Source organism: Aeribacillus sp. FSL K6-3256, from assembly GCF_037965805.1.
GTDB lineage: Bacteria > Bacillota > Bacilli > Bacillales > Aeribacillaceae > Aeribacillus > Aeribacillus composti.
This window is the reverse complement of the sequence record NZ_CP150188.1, coordinates 1044172-1065233: the sequence shown is the minus strand read 5'-3', so window position 1 is coordinate 1065233 and position 21062 is coordinate 1044172. Positions and strand designations below refer to the sequence as shown.

The 21062-nt window shown below is 40.8% G+C and carries 17 protein-coding genes; 3 read left to right on the top strand and 14 right to left on the bottom strand.

Annotated elements, in window-relative coordinates; genetic code table 11:
- Positions 1 to 208: 208 nt before the first annotated feature.
- A complete protein-coding gene (locus NSQ84_RS05190; RefSeq protein ID WP_339212303.1) occupies positions 209 to 2047 on the top strand; it encodes an IS1182 family transposase in 1839 nt (612 codons plus the stop codon).
- Here NSQ84_RS05190 and NSQ84_RS05185 read toward each other — a convergent pair.
- From NSQ84_RS05185 to NSQ84_RS05175, 3 genes are all read right to left on the bottom strand, one after another.
- A complete protein-coding gene (locus tag NSQ84_RS05185; protein ID WP_339212302.1) occupies positions 1979 to 2761 on the bottom strand; it encodes a DUF2268 domain-containing protein in 783 nt (260 codons plus the stop codon). The two genes, NSQ84_RS05190 and NSQ84_RS05185, sit on opposite strands and share 69 nt — an antisense overlap.
- Positions 2762 to 2894: 133 nt before the next feature.
- The gene (gene fabF / locus NSQ84_RS05180; RefSeq protein ID WP_339194724.1) at positions 2895 to 4139 is read right to left on the bottom strand and encodes a beta-ketoacyl-ACP synthase II; all 1245 of its coding nucleotides are present in this window, start codon (positions 4137 to 4139) and stop codon (positions 2895 to 2897) included.
- A gap of 69 nt (positions 4140 to 4208) precedes the next feature.
- Positions 4209 to 5141: a beta-ketoacyl-ACP synthase III gene (locus tag NSQ84_RS05175; protein WP_063387008.1), complete on the bottom strand. Its 933-nt coding sequence runs from the start codon at positions 5139 to 5141 to the stop codon at positions 4209 to 4211.
- Positions 5142 to 5354: 213 nt separating this feature from the next.
- Between NSQ84_RS05175 and NSQ84_RS05170 the strand changes: the two genes are divergently transcribed.
- Entirely contained in the window at positions 5355 to 5627 is a 273-nt protein-coding gene (locus NSQ84_RS05170) for a hypothetical protein (RefSeq protein WP_063387009.1), read from the top strand.
- A gap of 55 nt (positions 5628 to 5682) precedes the next feature.
- Here NSQ84_RS05170 and NSQ84_RS05165 read toward each other — a convergent pair whose 3' ends face one another.
- From NSQ84_RS05165 to NSQ84_RS05155, 3 genes are all read right to left on the bottom strand, one after another.
- The gene (locus tag NSQ84_RS05165) at positions 5683 to 6633 is read right to left on the bottom strand and encodes a BMP family ABC transporter substrate-binding protein (protein ID WP_066248363.1); all 951 of its coding nucleotides are present in this window, start codon (positions 6631 to 6633) and stop codon (positions 5683 to 5685) included.
- 274 nt (positions 6634 to 6907) lie between these two features.
- Positions 6908 to 7756 carry an NAD(P)-dependent oxidoreductase gene (locus NSQ84_RS05160; RefSeq protein ID WP_063387011.1) on the bottom strand — a complete coding sequence of 283 codons (849 nt, stop codon included), beginning with the start codon at positions 7754 to 7756 and terminating at the stop codon, positions 6908 to 6910.
- A 139-nt stretch (positions 7757 to 7895) separates the two neighbouring features.
- Complete coding sequence (locus NSQ84_RS05155) at positions 7896 to 8633, bottom strand: hypothetical protein (protein WP_311067038.1); 738 nt, start codon at positions 8631 to 8633, stop codon at positions 7896 to 7898.
- 146 nt (positions 8634 to 8779) lie between these two features.
- Here NSQ84_RS05155 and NSQ84_RS05150 point away from each other — a divergent pair, with 146 nt between their 5' ends.
- Positions 8780 to 8962: a YjzD family protein gene (locus tag NSQ84_RS05150; RefSeq protein ID WP_063387013.1), complete on the top strand. Its 183-nt coding sequence runs from the start codon at positions 8780 to 8782 to the stop codon at positions 8960 to 8962.
- Between the two features lie 539 nt (positions 8963 to 9501).
- Here NSQ84_RS05150 and clpB read toward each other — a convergent pair.
- The 8 genes from clpB to argJ form a co-directional block, all read right to left on the bottom strand.
- Positions 9502 to 12141 carry an ATP-dependent chaperone ClpB gene (gene clpB, locus NSQ84_RS05145; protein WP_339212300.1) on the bottom strand — a complete coding sequence of 880 codons (2640 nt, stop codon included), beginning with the start codon at positions 12139 to 12141 and terminating at the stop codon, positions 9502 to 9504.
- A 109-nt stretch (positions 12142 to 12250) separates the two neighbouring features.
- Positions 12251 to 12430 (bottom strand): YjzC family protein, encoded by a 180-nt coding sequence (locus tag NSQ84_RS05140; RefSeq protein ID WP_339212298.1) that lies wholly within the window; start codon positions 12428 to 12430, stop codon positions 12251 to 12253.
- Positions 12431 to 12788: 358 nt separating this feature from the next.
- A complete protein-coding gene (gene argF, locus NSQ84_RS05135; RefSeq protein WP_066248375.1) occupies positions 12789 to 13709 on the bottom strand; it encodes an ornithine carbamoyltransferase in 921 nt (306 codons plus the stop codon).
- Positions 13706 to 16783, bottom strand: coding sequence for a carbamoyl phosphate synthase large subunit (locus NSQ84_RS05130; RefSeq protein ID WP_144596630.1), 3078 nt, complete (start codon positions 16781 to 16783; stop codon positions 13706 to 13708). Before NSQ84_RS05130 ends, argF begins: the two co-directional genes overlap by 4 nt.
- A complete protein-coding gene (locus NSQ84_RS05125; RefSeq protein WP_063387018.1) occupies positions 16776 to 17840 on the bottom strand; it encodes a carbamoyl phosphate synthase small subunit in 1065 nt (354 codons plus the stop codon). Before NSQ84_RS05125 ends, NSQ84_RS05130 begins: the two co-directional genes overlap by 8 nt.
- Before the next feature lie 57 nt (positions 17841 to 17897).
- Complete coding sequence (locus tag NSQ84_RS05120; RefSeq protein ID WP_311067034.1) at positions 17898 to 19055, bottom strand: acetylornithine transaminase; 1158 nt, start codon at positions 19053 to 19055, stop codon at positions 17898 to 17900.
- Positions 19052 to 19864 (bottom strand): acetylglutamate kinase, encoded by an 813-nt coding sequence (gene argB, locus NSQ84_RS05115; protein ID WP_242009260.1) that lies wholly within the window; start codon positions 19862 to 19864, stop codon positions 19052 to 19054. Before argB ends, NSQ84_RS05120 begins: the two co-directional genes overlap by 4 nt.
- Positions 19827 to 21047 (bottom strand): bifunctional ornithine acetyltransferase/N-acetylglutamate synthase, encoded by a 1221-nt coding sequence (argJ, locus tag NSQ84_RS05110; RefSeq protein ID WP_311067033.1) that lies wholly within the window; start codon positions 21045 to 21047, stop codon positions 19827 to 19829. The genes argB and argJ overlap by 38 nt, the downstream gene beginning before the upstream one ends.
- Between the last annotated feature and the right edge of the window lie 15 nt (positions 21048 to 21062).

Here is a 21062-nt window from a genome sequence, read left to right as displayed (position 1 = left end):
CCATCATTGGAAGTTTCGTTCTATTTTTTATTCATATTCACAGTCTGTCCAAATTATTAATAAATATAGAAGGGGCTGTCCAAAAAGTCAGGGTAACTGACTTTTTGGAGCCCCTCATTTTTTCACTTTTTAAAAAAAATGCACAAAAAAATCGTCCTTTCTAGTAAAATGAAGTTACCACACAACATTACAGAAAGGACGATTTTTTATGAGCAATCAAATGATTACTCGTGAAAATTATAACACACAAATGACACTTCCTCTAGATGGAAAAGAAGAAAAAACTCCTGCCAAAAGAAATTTAGCCCCTACTTTCAAACCATATGACAACCGTCAAGTTCAAATGATTTATGATATTGAATCTCTTATACCCGAACATCACGTGGCACGTGTCGTGGACGAAATGGTGGAGGCGATACCAGATAAACAATTGTTTTCTCATTATAAAGGCGGCGGCAGAAGTTCCTATCATCCCAAAATGATGCTGAAAATCATTCTGTATGCTTATTCTCAAAAGGTTTATTCCTGCCGAGGAATCGAAAAACTCGTTAAAGAAAATATTCCTGCCATGTGGCTTTCAGCGATGCAACAACCAGATTTTCGCACCATTAATGAGTTCCGAGGGGAACGGATGAAAGCTTTCATGGATGAGCTCTTTGAAGTCATGATTCTCAAATTGATAAAAGAACATTACATCACGATGGAAAACTACTTTTTGGATGGCACTAAGATCGAAGCCAATGCCAATAAGTATTCTTTTGTGTGGAAAAAATCCACTTTGAAATTCGAAGAGAAATTAAAAGAAAAAATCCAAGAAACACTAAAGCACATTCATGAATTAACCCAATTAGAAGCCGGAACAGGGCAAAAGGAAAGCGATCAACATACAGAGATCACCGAACAAAACATGGAGGAAATCGCAAAAGAAATAGAAGAAAAAGTTGAAACGCTAACGGAAGAAATCGAAAAGGAGACCGATACATCCATTCGGAAAGAGAAGCGAAAAAAACGCAGTCAATTAAAGAAATCGGTGAAACAAATTCGTGAAGATTTCCTGCCCCGAATGGCAAGATACAAGGAACAAAAGGAAATGTTCGGTGACCGTAACAGCTACTCGAAAACAGACAAAGACGCAACCTTCATGCGCATGAAAGAAGACCATATGAAAAACGGTCAGCTCAAGCCCGGATACAACGTGCAAATGGGGACAGAGAATCAGTTTATCTTGTTTTATACCATTCATCAACGACCGACCGATACACGTTGCTTTATCCCACATATGGAGAAGCTAGCCTCCAGTTCATTACCGATGCCCAAAACGGTCATTGCGGATGCAGGCTATGGTAGTGAAGAAAACTATGTATATGCAGTTGGTGATGAGAAAGAGCCCCGTTTTGAGTTTCTAATTCCTTATGGGAGCTATGTAAAAGAACAAACACGTACATACAAAAAAGACATTAAAAATGCCAAAAACTGGACCTATTGTGAAGAGGATGATTGTTTTATTTGCCCGAATGGAAGGAGAGTAACGTTTAAAAAATACCAAAACAAAAAGAATCCATCTGGCTATGAACAAAGCTTCAAAATATACGAATGTGAAGATTGTACCGATTGCCCATTGAAAGCGAAATGCACAAAAGCGAAGGGAAATCGTCAAGTTCACTGGAATCCCATCTTCGAAGAAATGAAAGCAAAGGCCAAAACAGCCCTTGAATGTGAAGAGAAAGCCGCCATCTACGCTCGACGCAAAGTCGAGGCAGAAAGTGTGTTCGGTCACATCAAGGGCAATCGGTCGTTCCGCAGATTTTCTTTGCGGGGCCTCGACAAGGTACATGTTGAGTTTGGGATTGTGGCATTAGCCCACAACATACTGAAAGTAGCCGGCATCCGCCAGCTACTTTCAGATAAAAATCGAAAAAATATAAAAGCAAGTGGAGAGAAACGAATTGTTTTTCTCCACTTGCTTCATTTTAGGGACTTATCGGACAGCCCCTTCATAGCTTTCCACGAATTGTTCGGCAGGCAAATAAAAGCTTTCTTTTGTTGAAAACGGTTTTTGTTTATAAAACGTTTGTACGATATCAAATCCAATTGCGTATCCAAGCATGGTCGGATAAAAGCCTTTTCCGAACAAAAGCTGATCGAATAACGGATGATCCCATTTTATGTCTTGATTCGGAACAATTAAATTTTTCCACCAGCTGTATAGTTGTCTCTTCGAATATTTTTTCACCCAATTTGTTACATGCTGCTCACCTATCGTTCTGTAAACCGTATGCTCCGCCAAACCTTCCAAAATAATCGCATCAAGAAGCGTATAGTCTTTTTCGTGCTTCGGATTTTTCCTAAGCCTGCAAATATGATGATATTCGTGAATCAATAGCGCAATGAGCTCATCATTTTTTACATCCGGCGATAAAAATAAAAACATTTTATCCTGAAAAGACAACCCCGAACGACCTTTAAAATCTCTCCCAAAAAAACTTTTTCGCTCTTCAACAGGAAAAATAAAAATAGGGACATCTGGACCGTTCCATCTTTTCTTTAACTTCAAAAAAATGTTATTTGCTTTTGTCCAAATATTCGAATCATCAGCCTTAACAAGCCAATGTTCATAGCCAGTTCGAAGCATGCCGTATTGTGACAGGTAGTGATGGATTTCCTCCGCTTGTAAATGGTGAAAATATTTCTCTAGCTTTTCACAAAGCTCGATTGGATTCCGGCTTTCCTTCAACCAGTTTTTTGTGTCAATAACTCCCAAATCTTCGCACCTCCTTTTCTACACTATTCATTAGAAAAGAAAGATGTTTGAATTTTTTTTAAAAAGAAAAACCGCTACTGCCTGTTTAGGCAATAACGGTTTCATATAATCCTTAATTTCCTATATGCTGACATCAGGCTTCTTCAAATTTCTTGAAAACGAGCGTGGCGTTATGTCCTCCGAAACCAAGGGAATTGCTGAGCGCCGCCCGAACTGTTTTTTGTTTAGCCTGATTAACAGCATAATCCAAGTCACAGTCAGGATCAGGTGTTTCATAATTAATTGTCGGAGGAATTATATTTTCTTTCACTGCTAAAATGGTGAAAATGGCTTCAACTCCTCCTGCTGCTCCAAGGAGATGACCTGTCATCGATTTTGTCGAGCTGACGGTTAATTGATAAGCATGGCTGCCAAAAACTTCTTTAATCGCCGATGTTTCAAATTTATCATTATATTCGGTGCTTGTTCCATGGGCATTAATATAATCGATATCTTCCGGTTTTAAGCCTGCATCTTGAATTGCCATTTTCATTGCACGTGCTCCGCCTTCTCCGCCAGGAGCCGGTTGTGTAATGTGATAGGCATCGCCTGTTGATCCATAGCCGACGATTTCTGCATAAATGCTTGCTCCTCTTTTTAAAGCATGTTCCAGCTCTTCAAGAACAAGTATTCCTGCACCTTCTCCCATGACAAAGCCATCGCGGTTTTTGTCAAAAGGACGGCTAGCAGTTTTCGGATCAGGATTTGTCGACAACGCTTTTGCTGCACTGAAACCTGCAAAAGCCATCTTGGTCAGCGGCGCTTCTGTTCCGCCCGTAATCATCACATCGGCATCGCCACGTTGAATTACTTTAAAGGCATCGCCGATTGAATTTGATCCTGTTGCACAGGCAGTGACTGTACATGAATTTGGACCTTTCGCGCCGATCGCTATGGACACCTGTCCGGCTGCCATATCAGGAATCATCATCGGAACAAAGAAAGGACTTACACGTCTCGGACCTTTTTCCAGAAAAGTTTCGAATTGCTGTTCATACGTCTCCATTCCGCCTATGCCTGAACCGATCCAAACGCCTACCCGTTCACGGTTTTCATTATTTATTTTTAAACCTGAATCTTCAAGCGCCATCAACGAGGCGGCTAATGCAAATTGTGTGAAGCGATCCATTTTCCTCGCTTCTTTCCGATCCATAAAATCTTCAGGTTTAAAATCGTTTATTTCAGCGGAAACTTTGACAGGAAATATGTCTTTATCGACTCTCGTCAATTCTCCAATGCCTGATACACCTTTCAAAGCATTTTCCCAGCTTGTTTTCGCATCCAATCCAATCGGTGTCACAGCACCGATGCCTGTTACAACTACTCTACGTTTTTCCATATCATTACACCTCGCCTTTTTCGGTTTGTATGACGGAAAAAAAGCATTTTTATTTTTGATTGAATGATTTTACTGTCCCCATCTTAATGCAATGGCTCCCCATGTTAAACCTCCGCCGAAGCCGACCATCACAATAAGATCACCATCTTTTATTTTACCAGCTTTTACTTCTTCGTATAAAGAAATTGGTATTGATGCTGCGGAAGTATTCCCGTACTTGTGAATCGTCTTGGACATTTTCTCCTCCGGCAATTCAAGCCGTTGTCTGGCGGCTTCCATAATGCGGATATTTGCTTGATGCGGAATGAGAAAGTCAACATCTTCTTTCGTTAATCCCGCTTTTTCCAGTACATTAATGCTTGATTCTCCCATCTGCCGCACAGCAAATTTAAATACTTCACGCCCGTTCATCACAATATGGCCTTTTTCATATAAATGCTTGCCGCCGCTTCCGTCCGCTCCTAGCTCAAATGAGAGAATCCCTCTGTCATCACTTACCTCGCCTAAAACAACCGCCCCGGCACCATCCCCAAATAAAACACCTGTTGAACGGTCATTCCAATCCGTAATTTTCGAAAGCTTTTCGGCTCCAACGACAAGAATTTTTTTATAAGCTCCTGTTTGTATAAACTGCTCTGCCGTTGCCATCGCATAAATAAAACCTGAACATGCGGCGCTTATGTCCAAAGCAGCAGCCCGTTTTGCACCAAGTCTTTCCTGCAGAACACAGGCAACTGACGGAAAGGATTGATCAGGTGTTGCGGTCGCAACTATAATCATATCGATTTCTTCCGGGGAAATTTTTGCATCTTCAATGGCCTCTAATGCCGCTCTTGCGCCCAAATCCGATGTTTTCATATCATCTGAAGCAATTCTCCGCTCTTCAATGCCGGTTCTTGTTCGAATCCATTCATCAGACGTATCCATGATTTTTTCTAAATCATAGTTAGTCACAACTTTTTCCGGTATATAACGGCCTATCCCGATGATCCCAGCTCTCATCAAGAACATCTCCTTCACAAAAAATTATTATCAAATGTTATGACTTGGTACTAATTTTATATTATTTTTCTACTTATAGCAATATGCTTCATAACAGTTAACTACAGGTTTTCTTGTTTTTGACTGATAGATTGAGCTAATCGTCTATTCCTTACTCAGTTTTGTTTCATAAAATAGGATGAAAAGGAAAAAAGAACGGAAGGTGAAACGGGAATGAGTGATGAAAACGTAAACGAGCGGCAGGAAGATGAAAAAGAGAAAGCAGAAGCACCAGAACCCGATTTTTTTACCCAATTTATGTTCGGCCGGCAGCTTCCGGTTCATTCTGAAAAAACTTCCGAAAAAAACGAGCAAAACGAGCAATCAGACTATCAAAAAATTTTTGAGCAAGTCGATGATATTGTGACAAAATTATCTGAGCTGAAGCCAATTATTAAAGAAATAAAGCCGTTCGTCAATCAAATTAAAAAACTATTTAAAAATTAAGGGGATGAATTCAACCATCCCCCAAAATTTTTATTTTATTTATCTCACCATAGCATTATTCGTTAGGCAATTTCCCTGTTTTCTTATATTCTTCCACATATTTTAAAACTTTATTTTTAAATTCTTTATCTACTAGAGGGCTGAACTTCCCTAAATCAATCACACCATCTTGAAAATCAAAATATAAATTCCCGCTTTCCAGTTCGCCTTTTATAAATTTTTTTGCGACTAATAAATACAACTCATCCACATGCTGTACTGTGCTTGTTAAAACCATTTGTTCGCCCAAATCACTTTGATCTGAAACAAAGCCAATTGAATATATTCCTTTTTCCTTCACTTTTTCGATCACTGGCACGTTGTATCTGTCGCCTGCCGGATAAACAACATCTACATTTTCTGCGACAAGCTTATCGAGCTTCTCAAGCGCCAAGTCAACATGATCAAACCCTTGGACATATTCAATGTGAATGGTTACGTTTGGATTTTCAAATTGCGCCCCTTGATAAAACCCCTCCACTTCAGGCTGCCACTCAAAAGCGGCAATAATTCCGATTTCGTTTGTTTTTGTCATATGTGCTGCCACCATTCCTGCGAAAAAGCCCATGGCATGCGCCTCAAAATTTAAACTTGTGGCATTCGGGCCTTTTGCATCACCATTAAAAAAAACGAAATGAATATCTGGATATTGATCCAGCAAATCTCTAAAAAAACCCTCATATTCGTGACCGTGCCCGATAATTAAATTAACTCCCTTTCCGTGAAATTCTTCGACCGCCTCCCTCACCGCCGCTTCGGAATTCATTCCTTCTTTATAAAAAACATCTACATTCAGCTCAGACTGAATTTTTAACAGCCCTTTATACCCTTTTGTCCCCCAAACTTGATCATTAATCGTTTCAGGAACGAGCAAACCCACCTTTTTCAGTTTTCCTTTTTCTGATGCTTGTCCGCAGCCAACGAGAAATAATAAAATAAAAATGATCACAAACATTTTTTTATACATACCAAGCAACTCCTTTAAACCAGTGAACTGCATCATCATTGAAATGGTGAGGTTTCTCAATAATCGAAATGATTACATATCGATCTCAGCTAAGTTCAAAACGATCTTTTGAATTTACGGTCAATTTGATTGTCACGAAATATAGCTTATGAGGCGTTTCTCTAGGAAGCTTCCTCTTTAACACGATGTATATTTAGTACTAAAATTTTCACGTTTCACTTCATTCCTCTTTTATTTTGCTATACGCCGTCAATGAAGTAAAGAAATTTTATATTTAGGTATAAAGTCTGCGTGTATTTTGCAGGAAAAAATCTTTTAATTCTTGCAAACTCTTTTCAATGTTTTCGACCGTCTTTGGAACAACTAAATGATGTTCGCTTTTCGATATAGGCTTGTAAATGTAATGAAAAATGTCAAAAAAGCTCATCACCTTCTTGATGCGCTCTTTGTCGTCGGAAATCAAGTAAATTGTTTTTTTCGCAAACAAATCTTCGTCAAATTCTGTTAACACCGGAACTATTTCATCAATATGAAGAATGTCACGAATGACAATTTTTTCATTCGCATTCGTCTTGGAACGGCTGATGCCTGTACATTCCAACAAACTGTTCGAAATCCAATGGCCTAGCGGCTGCCAAGGTCCGAAAACGGTTGGAAGATAAACAAATAAATAAGGGAAAGTCCATTTTTGTCCTATTTGCTGCATCCAGCTGTCAATTTCTTCATCCCTATATTCCAGCGGATTTTCTCCTTCAAGAGAAAATATAAAAATAATCGGAGTCTGCTTGAGGGATGCGATTTCGACCGTTTTTTCCAATCGGTGTTTTTCAGCTTCATCGTCTATCGGTTGATGATCTGTTTGACAATAATAAATCAAATCATATTGCTTTTTGGAAGCATCCTCTATCCAGCTGTCTTCTTCCAATAAATGAAAATGTGCGTTCCGCCCGAGCCACATCATTTCTTCTTCGCATATTTTTTTTTGCAACGGATTTTTAGGAACGATTACCACTCCATCGACTAGTAATCCTTCCTCTACCAGTTTTGAACATATATGAAAGCCTTCAAATTGATGAACCCCAACAATTAAAATATGTTTACACTGCTTTAAGGCAGTTGACATTTTGAAAACCTCCTTTATGAAAAAACTATTATTGTATCGTATGCGAAAAAAGAAGAGATTAGTCCAATGCCCTTTTCAAACAAAAAGGGGGCAGCCTGCTCACTTATTGAGCATTTTCGCCCAGGCCTCAATTCCATTTCTATAAGATTCTTTCATGCTCTTTGTAAAAACTTCTTATCATATCATGGATCCGATTTATATTTTCCTGGAAATAAAATGTGAATTGAATTGGAGCTTTCAGCTGCTTTCTCCATTCCTCATATTTTTTTCCATGAATTTTATAGGAATAGCTTCCCCCGTTCATTTTCTGCCAGATGCCTACAGGTATTTTTGATACAAAGTCTTGTATACGGACAAAGGGATAATGGGTGACAGCTTTTTCATCTAATTGGTAAGCTTTTGATAGTTCTTTTATCATTTGTTTGTAAAAAAATTTATTCTTTTTCTCTTCCGCTATTTGGGCTTTTATGTCCAAACAAGGATTGATCATCACCGATGAACGGATGGAATTTGGCATCTCTTCCATCAACTGCAGCGCAACGAGTGCTCCTATACCTTCAGACAGTATATGGATTTTTTTATTTAAAATTTCTTGTTTCATGACAAGATGATAAAGCTGTTTTGCCAACAAAACGGCGTGAGAGCTGCCCCAATGGCGTCCGTAAAGATTGGAATGAAACAATGTATATCCGCAGCTTTTTAACGTATTGATCAGCTGACGCCGCCCGTAATGCTCCAACCAGTAGCTTGAACCATTTTCAACAAAATGGGTTCGATCGCCAATGATCAAGATGCCGAATCCGTTCGGCTTTTCCGGAAGATGAATGACATTCCACTCGTTTTCAATTTGAAAAAATCTTTCCGAAACACCTTCCATTTGCCCACCACCTTTCCATCGATGACCTTTTATAATGTATGTACGAAATGTCAAAAAGGCTCGCAAAAAAATCGCGAAACAACCGTTTTCATGAAAAATGTTGTATGATAATATAAGTAAAGACAGGAATAAACGAGGTGAAGATAATGAGATATTTCGCAACATTTTTTTGGACGTTTTTGCTTGTCAACATGGCCAGCTATGTTGTTTCTTCCATGACAGGCTCTGCATTCCATTTTTCAACAGCAATTATAATCTCTGTTGTTTTTACCGTACTTCTCTTTATAATTGGGGAGTTAATTCCGGCTGAACCTTCAGAAGAGCATTAAGAATTTGTCGAAATTGGCGAATTGCCAATTTCTTTTTTTTAAAACGAAAATCAGCGATTAGATGCCTGCTGCTATCGGCGAAGCCTCACTTGTTACGTCATAATATAGACAAATTCAAAAAAAAGGGGATAGTCTAATAAGTCATTTTTGGTCTTAAGACATCCCCTGTGATTTTTTGTTTTCAATGGAGATTTGTCTTTGGACAGACCCTTACCAGTTAACATATACGTCAGTATAATTAAGATTTCAGCCTAGCAAATTTACATGAAGCTGTTACGTATACGTCAGCACAACTAAGATTGGCGGAAAAACTTATAAATCACTACACTTTTCCAATTATAGTTTTCTAGTCTTTAGGCAGAATCAGGCTTGCTTAGCTGTGCAATCTCCCCATGAAACTAGCCTGATAGGAATCTCGCCCTGTTTTTAGTCTCCGAATCAGATTCCCCGCCGCCAGGACACAGTTTCCTATGTCTACATGGTCCGCACAAAAAAAAGAACCCTCCTCGATTGAGAAGGGTTTTAATATCCATTTATAGCTATTCTAATTTTGCTGCTCCGCTCTTCTCATGAGCATGCAAATCCGTTTTTATAACAATTTCTTCATTTTCTACCCCTAACAGAACTTGGTCACGATCATGAACGGTTCCAGCAATAACCGCTTTCGCAAGTTTTGTCTCTACATGCTTTTGAATAAACCGTTTCAGCGGCCGTGCGCCAAATACAGGATCAAATCCTCTTTTTGCAATGAATTCCTTCGCTTCATCTGTAATCTTTAGTGTAAGTTGTTTATGGGATAGGCGCGCTTGAAGCTCTTTTAAAAGTTTTTCTACTATTCCCTTTACTTCGTTCATTGTTAAAGGCTTGAACAGGATCGTGTCATCAATCCGGTTTAAAAATTCTGGCCGGAAATGCATGGAAAGCTCATCAAGAACTTTCTTTTTCGCTTCGTCTGTTATTTCCCCCTCATCATTTAAACCGGAGAGCAAATGCTGAGAACCGATGTTGGATGTCATAATGATCACTGTATTTTTAAAATCAACTGTTCTTCCTTTCGAATCGGTCACCCTGCCGTCATCAAGCATTTGCAGCAATATGTTAAACACTTCTGGGTGAGCCTTTTCGATTTCGTCCAGTAATATAACCGAGTACGGATGTCTCCGAACTTTTTCCGTCAGCTGTCCTCCTTCTTCATATCCGACATAACCCGGAGGTGCGCCGATCAGCCTTGAGACAGAATGTTTTTCCATATACTCCGACATATCAATGCGGACTATTTCGTCCTCGCTGTCAAAAAGCGCTTCTGCCAATGCTTTCGCCAGCTCCGTTTTCCCGACCCCTGTCGGACCTAAAAAGAGGAAGGAGCCGATCGGCCTGTTCGGATCTTTTATGCCTGCCCGCGCACGCAAAACTGCATCCGATACTAATTCAACTGCATCGTCTTGCCCGATGACCCTTTCTTTTAATATTTGTTCAAGCTTCAGAAGCTTTTCTCTTTCCCCTTGTACAAGCTTTGCTACCGGAATGCCAGTCCATTTTGACACAATACCGGCAATTTCCTCTTCTGTTACTTCCTCGCGAAGCATCTTGTTTTCCTCTTTCTGCTTCATTTCTTCTTCCAGCTGTTTGATTTGTTTTTCCAGCGCCGGAATTTTTCCATGGCGCAGCTCAGCCGCTTTGTTTAAATCGTATTCATTTTCAGCATCAGCTAAATCTCTGCGTGCTTTTTCCAGCTCTTCCCTCAAGCTTCTAAGCTGTTGAATACCTTCGACTTCAAGCTGCCATTTCGCCTTCATTTCATTTGCTTTCTCTTTTAAATTTGCAAGTTCCTTTTGCAACTCTTCCAATCTGATTCGGCTGATGTCATCCGTTTCTTTTTTCAATGCAGCCTCTTCAATTTCAAGCTGCATAATCCTTCTCGTCACTTCATCAAGTTCTGTCGGCATTGAATCTATTTCCGTGCGGATCATCGCGCATGCTTCATCGATTAAATCAATCGCTTTATCAGGCAGGAAGCGTTCTGTAATATAGCGGTGCGAGAGCTCACTCGCAGCTACAATCGCCGAATCATGAATTTTGACTCCATGATGGATTTCAAACCGTTCTTTTAGTCCTCGTAAAATAGAAATCGTGTCTTCCACAGACGGTTCGCTCACAAGCACCTGTTGAAAACGCCGCTCAAGCGCCGGATCTTTTTCAATATACTTGCGATGTTCATCAAGTGTCGTTGCTCCTATGCAGTGCAGCTCACCTCTCGCAAGCATCGGCTTTAACATGTTGCCGGCATCCATCGCTCCTTCTGTTTTGCCGGCCCCGACTATTGTGTGCAATTCATCAATAAATAAAATAATCCGTCCATCGCTCTTTTTAATTTCTTGCAAAACAGCTTTTAATCTTTCTTCAAATTCTCCGCGAAACTTGGCTCCCGCAATGAGCGAGCTCATATCTAAAGCAAATATTGTTTTATCTTTTAATCCCTCCGGTACATCTTTTCGTACAATCCGATGGGCTAATCCTTCCACGATCGCTGTTTTTCCAACCCCTGGTTCACCGATTAACACCGGGTTGTTTTTCGTTTTTCTTGATAAAATTCGGATCACGCGCCGAATTTCTTGATCACGGCCAATGACAGGGTCAATTTTTCCTTCTTTCACCTCTTTAACTAAATCACGGCCGTATTTCTCCAATACTTCATAAGTGCTTTCTGGATTAGGTGATGTCACCCGAGCATTCCCCCTTATTTCCTTTAACACTTTCAATATGGCAGCTTTTGTTAAGTGATATTGCTGAAAAAGCTCTCTCACTTCTTTTGAGCTCGATTCGGAAAATGCCAATATAATATGTTCAACTGATAAATAATCATCTTGAAAATCTTTCCTTATTTCGTCCGCTTTTGCAAAAGCTTCTGAAAGAGTACGGGAAATATAAATACTTACCTCACCGTTTCCGTGAACAGATATTTTCGGCTTTTTTTGTAAATACTCGTTGATCGCTGACTCAATTTGTTGTACAGGACATTTAAGTTTTTCTAAAATTCTTGGAAAAATCCCGTCAGACTGCCGCAGAAAAGCAAGTAAAATATGAAATTCATCCACTTCTTGATGTTCATGTTCTTTTGCGATTTTTTGAGCTTCTACCAGACCTTTTTGCAGCTTCTCCGTGAATTGATTTACATCCATACCGAAACGCCCCTATTTTGACTTTTTTTGACCTTTAATTTTATTATAACTTCTTTATAAATCAAGTAAAGCCATTCGTTTTCCGAATGGCTTAGCGTTGTTCGAAATATTACGGCTTGCGCTTATAGGTCCAAACCCGATTATGGTTGGATGTTTCGGGGAATCGATCTCCTGCTTTGAGTTCAACCTTTTTGGGATCGACCACCATCGATCCGGTCTCGCCGACTTCGATGTAAATTCCGTTGTTAGGTGCTTTTTGACCAGGCCTGTATTGACGATTTTGACCCATGAATCATCCCTCCTTGGACATTATTGTTGGCTATCAGAAGATTTTTCATGTATAGACAGAAACACCTTTGATAATTTTCATTATGTGATGTACTTCGAAACTTTACTCAACGCCCAAAATCGAACTCACTGCATATGGCATCCTTTTGAAAAAATCGTTTAAGCGTTCAAGCACCGAATGCTGGATCAAAAGCTCTTTTTACTGTTTCTGCGAGAATCATTATTTACAATTATTACCAAAATCGTCTCACCTGTCGTTCTTTTTTGTCTGGATATATATGCAGTAGAGTAAAACCTTTCGCCCCGGTTTCAAAAGAAAAAAGCAGGAGATCATCCTGCTTTATCAACGAAAGATCTTGTTAAGCCATAATTTCTTTTAAAATTGCTTTTTGCGCATGAAGGCGGTTTTCGGCCTGCAAAAATACCGCTGATTGGCTTCCGTCCATCACTTCATCTGTCACTTCCAAACCGCGCGCAGCCGGCAGGCAGTGAAGGAAGCTTGCATCTCGTTTTGCTTTTGCCAGCAAGGATTGATTTACTTGAAACGGTTTAAATGCTTTCATTCTTGCTTCTGTTTCTTCTTCCTGTCCCATGCTGACCCAAACGTCCGTATAAATAATATCAGCATCCTGAACCGCTTCGTCTGGATTATGAATTAATTCGACTTTCCCGCCCGTTTCGCCAGCAATTTCTTTCGCCTGTTTCAAAATGCTTTCATTTGGCTCATAGCCTTCTGGAGCTGCGATCGTAAAATGAGCGCCAACTTTTGCGCAGCCAACCATAAGGGAGTGGGCGACATTGTTGCCGTCGCCAACATAAACGACTTTTACGCCTGAAAATTTGCCTTTCAGCTCATAAATTGTCAATAAATCAGCTAACGCTTGGCAAGGATGGTACAAGTCGCACAAACCATTGATGACAGGGACAGTTGCATATTCGGCAAGCTCTTTGACCCGATTGTGGTCAGTTGTGCGGAGAAGAATGGCATCCACATATCGCGACAATACTCTCGCTGTATCAGCGATTGTCTCACCGCGCCCGAGCTGAAGCTCTTTTGAAGAAAGGGCAAGCGCATGTCCCCCTAATTGCAGCATTCCTACTTCAAAGGAGACACGAGTTCGAGTGGATGATTTTTCGAAAATCATCGCCAGCGTTTTCCCATGAAGGACGTTTGATAGCGGATTTTGCTTTAATTTCAATGCTTCCTCGAGCAAATATTGAATTTCTTCTGATGTAAAATCAAGCAGCTTTAAAACGTTACGACCTTTAAGTGTGCTCATAAACTCATTTCGACTCCTTTATCTGACAGTTCATGTAAAGAAATAGGCGTGTATTTGCTAACTGTTAGTGCACTTAAAAATGCCTGAAATGATGCTTCTTCCGTCAATACCATAATTCCTCGTTCAAGCGCTTTTTGTCGTCTTGCCTTTGCCTGATCGTTTTCTTCCGGATTATAATAAAGCACCGCTTCTTTTTTCTCAAGCCAACTTTCAAAATTATCCGTTACCGGTTTTATATAATCGAGTACATCATCTTTCTTATCTCCATCCACAAAAATACCGTCCGAATGAATTGGAAATAAATGATCGAATACCTTCCGCATCGCTTCCTCCACAGATTTGCCGACACACATTCCTTCGCCCGTCGATTTCATTTCCGGACCTAGTTTCATATCGACATCTGAATGGGCGTGCGTTGAAAATACCGGATATTTAATAGCCACATATTCATGGGCTGCTATTTGAGGATGTAAGTCAGTTAACATTTTTCCGGTTAAAATGGTTGTCGCAAGATCTACTAACGGCACTCCGGCAACTTTGCTGACGATCGGCACAGTCCGGCTCGCACGCGGATTCACTTCCAGCACATAAACGTCCTGACCATCAATTAAAAATTGAATGTTCATAATGCCTTTATATTGCAAATGTTGAACCATTCTTTCCGCATAGTCGGTCATTTTTTCTTTTATTTCTTTTGACAACGACACAGCTGGAAAAATCGCATAACTATCGCCAGAATGAACACCAGCGGGCTCGATATGCTCCATAAATCCCGGAATAAACACATTTTTCCCGTCAGCTATTAAATCAACCTCCGCTTCCTGACCAAAAAGGAATTCATCTAAAAGAAGAGGAAAATGATTTTCGTCCGTCTGCTCCACTAACGAAAGCAGCTCTTCTTGATTTTTTACCTTCACCATGCCTTTTCCGCCAATAACATATGAAGGTCTTAACAGGATCGGATACCGCAGCTTTTTCGCTTCCGATATCGCCTCCTCTTTTGTATGTGCCATTGCTCCTTGAATGTGCGGGATATTCGTTTCGTCTAATAGCTGATAAAATCTTTCTCGATCCTCCAATATGTCCAGAAGCTCAGAAGTTGTACCAAGCAGCTTCACGCCTGCTTTTTCAAGCTTCTCCGCTAAGTTGATCGCCGTCTGGCCGCCAAATTGGACGAGCGTTACGTCAATGTTTTCATTTTCAACAACATTTAATATATGCTCGACTGTTAACGGCTCAAAATATAATCGATCCGCTGTTTCATAATCAGTGCTGACCGTCTCAGGATTATTGTTGATCATGATCGCGTCATATCCAAGCTTTTGCAATGTTTGAATGCAGTGAACAGCACTGTAGTCAAACTCAACTCCCTGTCCGATGCGAATCGGGCCGGAACCAATGACAAGCGCCTTCTTCTTTCCTCTTGTGGAGACAGCTTCGTTTTCACCGAAAACGTACGTAGAATAGAAATAATTTGTTCTCGCTTCAAATTCTGCTGCACATGTATCAACCATTTTGAATATGGCTTTAATCCCCCACTCTTTACGGAGCTTTCGGATTTCTTTTTCTTCTGTCTTTTGCCAATATGAAATCGAACGGTCGGAAAAACCGAAAAATTTCAGTTCTTTTAAAAGGCTTGGAGACAGCTTTTCTTTTTTCGCTTTTCCTTCAAGTTCAATTAGATGGTTGAAAACATGCAAGAAATAATAGTCAATTTTTGTCTGGCTGTGAAGCTCATCTATAGAAACTCCTCTTCTTAACAGCTCCATTAAGATGAAAAAGCGTTCATCATCTGCATGCTGGAGGCGGTTAATAAGAGCTGACGTATCTTCTTTCACAAGCTTAGGCAAATAAATGCCGATATTATTTAATTCCAACGATTCCGCAGCTTTTTGCAGAGCGGCTTCCATCGTCCGTTCGATCGCCATCACTTCGCCGGTTGCTTTCATCTTTGTTCCAAGCTTCCGATCTGCTTTTGTAAATTTATCAAACGGCCAGCGCGGAAATTTGACAACTACATAGTCAAGTGCAGGTTCAAAGCTGGCATATGTCGACATCGTTAACGGGTTCTTCAGCTCCGCTAATGAGTAGCCAACAGCTAGCTTTGCAGCCATTCTGGCAATTGGGTAACCGGTCGCTTTCGAAGCAAGTGCGGAAGAGCGACTTACCCTAGGGTTGACCTCAATCACGTAATATTGCTTGCTTTCAGGGTCAAGTGCAAACTGAATGTTGCAGCCCCCGACCACCTTTAATGCATCGATGATTTTCAAAGCCGCCTGCCGGAGCATTTGATATTCTTCATCTGTTAATGTTTGAGATGGGGCAACAACGATCGAATCCCCGGTATGAATTCCGACTGGATCAATGTTTTCCATATTGCAGACGGTAATACAAGTACCTTTTGCATCGCGCATCACTTCATATTCGATTTCCTTAAATCCGGCAATGCTTCTTTCCACAAGCACTTGATTGATTGGGCTCATTTTAAGTCCATTTGTGACAATGGAAATAAACTCTTCTCGGTTGTAGGCGATGCCTCCGCCTTTGCCGCCAAGCGTATAAGCCGGACGAATGATAATCGGAAAACCAATTTCATCAGCAAATTGAAGGGCGGACGGAACATCCTCCACAATTTTGCTTTCCGGGATCGGCTCGTTCAAATCAATCATCAGCTTTCGAAATAGCTCCCGGTCCTCCCCTTTTTGAATCGATTCGATCGAGGTTCCGAGCAGTTTCAAGCCGTATTTTTGCAAAATCCCTGCCTGATCAAGCTCCACAGCTAGATTTAAAGCCGTCTGGCCCCCCAATGTTGCCAAAAGGCCGTCTGGACGTTCTTTTGCAATTATTTTTTCAATGCTTTCCACCGTAAGCGGCTCTGAATAGACCGCATCGGCAATTTTCGTATCGGTCATAATCGTTGCAGGATTGTTGTTAACAAGTACAACTTCAAATCCTTCTTCTTTTAACGCCAAGCATCCCTGCGTCCCAGAATAGTCAAATTCCGCCGCTTGGCCGATAATGATCGGACCTGAACCGATCACTAGTATTTTGTTTAATGATGTATCTTTAGGCATAGACTTTTTCTCTCCCTGCTGCTACATATGTGTCTAAAAATTCATCAAAAATAAAACTAGCATCTTCCGGTCCTGGATGGGCTTCCGGATGAAATTGAACAGACATGACTTTCAATTTTTCATGCTCAAGCCCTTCAACTGAGCCGTCATTGACATTTGTATATCGCAATTTAAGAGGTGTTTTTTCCAAGCTTTTTTTATCCACCACATAGCTGTGGTTTTGTGATGTAATAAATACGTTTCCTGTTTTTTGATCAATTACCGGATGGTTTGCTCCGCGGTGCCCGAATCTGAGCTTTGTTGTATTCCCGCCAAACGACAGGGCAATCAGCTGATTCCCTAAACAAATCCCGAGCGTCGGATATTGCTTCATCAATTGGTTTAATGTTGAAAAATAATTTTTCATTTGCTTTGGATCGCCCGGTCCGTTCGACAGCACGATGCCATGCGGCTTGATTTCAAACACTTTTTCCATTTGATGAAACGGAACGACTGAAACTTTACAGCCTCTTTTCAGCAAAGAATTCAAAATCGATTTTTTAAATCCAAAATCAATTAGCGCAATGTGTGTCGCACCATTGCCAAACGTTTCGATTTCGCTTGCAGAAACATCGCGAATCGGAAAATCGGAGAGCTTATCCTGAGAGTCGTATTGTTTGTCTTTTGAAATGACCGCATGCAATGTCCCTTTTGATCGGATTTGTTTGACAACAGCTCTCGTGTCAACATTTGTTAAATAAGGAATATTCCATTTTTGTAAATAGTCTTTTAATGAACGGTTCGCTTTATAATGGGAATAGTGTTCAGTCAGCTGAAAAAGGATGACCCCTTTCACCTGCGGCTTTTTGCTTTCAAAATCTTGATCATTGATGCCGTAATTGCCAATAAGCGGATACGTAAAAACGACGATTTGATCTTTGTAGGAAGGATCTGTCAACACCTCTTGATATCCTGTCATTCCTGTATAAAAAACGAGTTCCCCTTTAACAGGAGACACGATTTCATCCATCTTGCCTTCAAAAACTGTTCCATCTTCTAATACAAGATAACCTTGCATATTGAACACCTCTTTGATGTATATTTATACAACAATTTGCAAGAAAATTCTCCTCTTTTAGGAAGAGAAGATTTTTTCTTTTTTCAAAACAGAAGCAATAATGCCCAGTCCTAAATCAATTTCTTCATTCGAAACAGTGAGCGGAGGAAGAAGCCGTAACACATTGGATCCAGCTGAAAGTGCTAGAAGCCCTTCTTCTCTTAAAGAAGCAAGCACTTTATTGACCTCAATATCCAGCTCAATTCCAAGCAGCAATCCTTTACCCCGCACTTTTTTTACAGTAGGCACATCTCTCAAGTGTTCTGATAGACCTTCGAACAGCCGCTGACCTTTTTCCTGAACGCTTTGCAAAAAGCTTGGCTGAAAAACAGTTTCCAAAGTTGCTTTCGCAGCTGCCATAGCCAAATAATTCCCGCCGAACGTTGAACCGTGTGTTCCCGGTGAAAAACTTTCGATCAATTCTTGTTTTCCGATCATGGCTCCGACAGGAAATCCGCTTCCCAATCCTTTGGCGACAGTGATAATATCCGGAGAAATGCCGTAATGCTGGTAGCCGAATGCTTTTCCGGTGCGTCCGATTCCAGTTTGCACCTCATCGACGATGAATAATGCGCCGATCTCGCTGCACTTTTCTTCTACCGCCTGTAAAAATTCCTTCGTTGCAGGAATAACTCCTCCCTCGCCCTGAACCACTTCCAGCATAAAAGCAGCTATATCCTCATCATGAATGTTTTTCACCGCAGCTGCATCATTGTAAGGAAGATATTCGAACGTAGGAATGAGAGGACCGAACCCTTTATGTACTTTTTCTTGAGCAGTAGCCGTCATAGTCGCAAATGTTCTGCCGTGAAAAGACTGGTAAAATGTAATGATTTTATGTTTGCCGGTATGTTTTCTAGCCAGTTTAATGGCGGCTTCATTCGCTTCGGCGCCGCTGTTCGCAAAAAATACGGCATCTCCGCTTGAATGCTCCACCAATTGCTTGGCAACCTCTTCTTGAAGGGGGATATGAAAAAGATTAGAAGTATGCCATACCTTTTGCAGCTGTTCAGTGATGGCATCCGCCACTTGCTTCGGACAATGACCCAGGTTGCATACAGCAATTCCGGAAATAAAATCTAAATATTTTTTTCCGTTTGCATCATATGCATAGCTTCCTTCTGCTTTTTCAATCGCCACATCCCACTTCGCATAGGTTGGAAATAAATAACTCATTTGACCACGACCTCTCGTTTTTTCGTAATTTTCGTCCCGATCATTTTCCCTTCCTTAAAAATACGGTCGTTGCCGCTCACAATCATCACATGCTCAAGCTGATCAGAAAGCGCATCTAAAGCCGCCTGTACTTTCGGAATCATCCCGCCGTAAATAACCTTCTGTTCAATGAGTTTTTCGATCATCGTTTCCGTTGCTTCTTCAATAAGCTTGCCGTCATGTAAAATTCCCGGAACATTCGTCACAAACAGCAGCTGTTCCGCATTTATTTTTTCAGCAATTGCACTAGCAGCCAGATCTGCGTTGATATTTAATTTTTGCCCATCCGCCGTTATGCCGATCGGGGCAATGACTGGAACATAGTCAAGAATTAGCAGCGAACGCAATAGTTCATCATTAATCTGCTCGACTTTGCCGACAAAGCCAAGATTTTCTTCATCTAAAAATGACGAGACAATTAGCTGACCATCAGTGCCTGAAAGACCGATCGCTTTCACACTTTTTTGTGTCAACAGAGCCGTAAGCTGTTTGTTAATTTTTCCTGAAAGGACCATTTCTGCAATTTCAAGCACTTCTTTTGTCGTTTTACGCATGCCGTTGTAAAACTCGCTTTTTACATTTAATTTTGTCAACATATTGTTAATGTCCGGTCCTCCACCGTGGACGATAATGACCCGTTTCGTAGTTAACAGTTCTTTTATGCTGTCTAAAAAGCTTTCTGACAGCTGTTCCAGCATGCTGCCGCCAAGCTTAATGACAACAATCGGTTTATCATGTCCGGTAACTTGCATTGATTTTGACATACTCATATGTTAAATCACATCCCCATGCTTTTCCTTGTACTTCACCATTATTTAACATTACCTTGATTTCTACGATTTCCTGATCCAAATATTGGATCGCTTCTTGTTCCGAAAATGAAACTGGCAATCCGTTTTTAAATAATAAGATATGGCCGAGATACACTTCCATTTGATTCGGATCGAATTCCGCTCCGCTGTAGCCGGCGGCGCACAAGATTCTTCCCCAGTTCGCATCTTTTCCATATATTGCAGTTTTGACGAGGGAGGATCCGACAATCGTCTTGGCCATGATGTTCGCTTCCTGCTTTGATTTAGCCCCATTAACAGAAACTTCAATCAATTTTGTCGCACCTTCACCGTCTCTGGCAATTTGCTTTGCTAAATCTTCGCTTACTTTTCTCAACGCCTCTTTAAAAACAGGCCAATCTGGATGCTCTTCCGTCAGCATTGAGTGTTCAGCTTTTCCGTTTGCTAAAACAAGCACCATATCATTTGTTGATGTATCGCCGTCAACGGTTATTTGATTAAACGTTTCATCGATAACTTCTCGGAAAGCTTGCTGCAGCGATTTTTCATCGATATTCGCATCTGTCGTCAAAAACCCGAGCATTGTCGCCATGTTGGGATGAATCATCCCCGATCCTTTTGCTGCTCCGCCGATGGTCACCTGTTTTCCCTCGATTTCAAATTGATAGCAGGCAGTCTTTTCACACGTATCTGTTGTCAAAATAGCCTCGGCAAAGCTTTTGGCTCCTGCTGATGAACGTTCATATTCAATATTGTTGATCCCCTCTTGGACTTTTTCCATGTTTAAATATTCGCCAATTACTCCTGTTGAAGCGACAGCCACAAGATGATCTGCAATTCCAAGCTTTTCAGCCGTCCATTTCCGCATTGCGTATGCATCGCTTAAACCTTTTTCGCCTGTACAGGCATTGGCGTTGCCGCTGTTGACAATCACCGCTTGAATTTTGTTTTCCTTTGCAATGCTCTCTTTTGTCACAAAAATTGGGGCAGCTTGCACAACGTTTTGTGTGTAAACGGCTGCAGCTGTTGCTGAAACGTCACTATAAATGATGCCGATGTCTTTTTTATGAGTGTAGCGGATGTGCGCTTCATAGCCGCCTGCATAAAAGCCTTTCGGTGTTGTAATTGAACCGTTGTCTATTTTTCTTATTTTGGTTGTCACTAGAAGTCCTCCTTG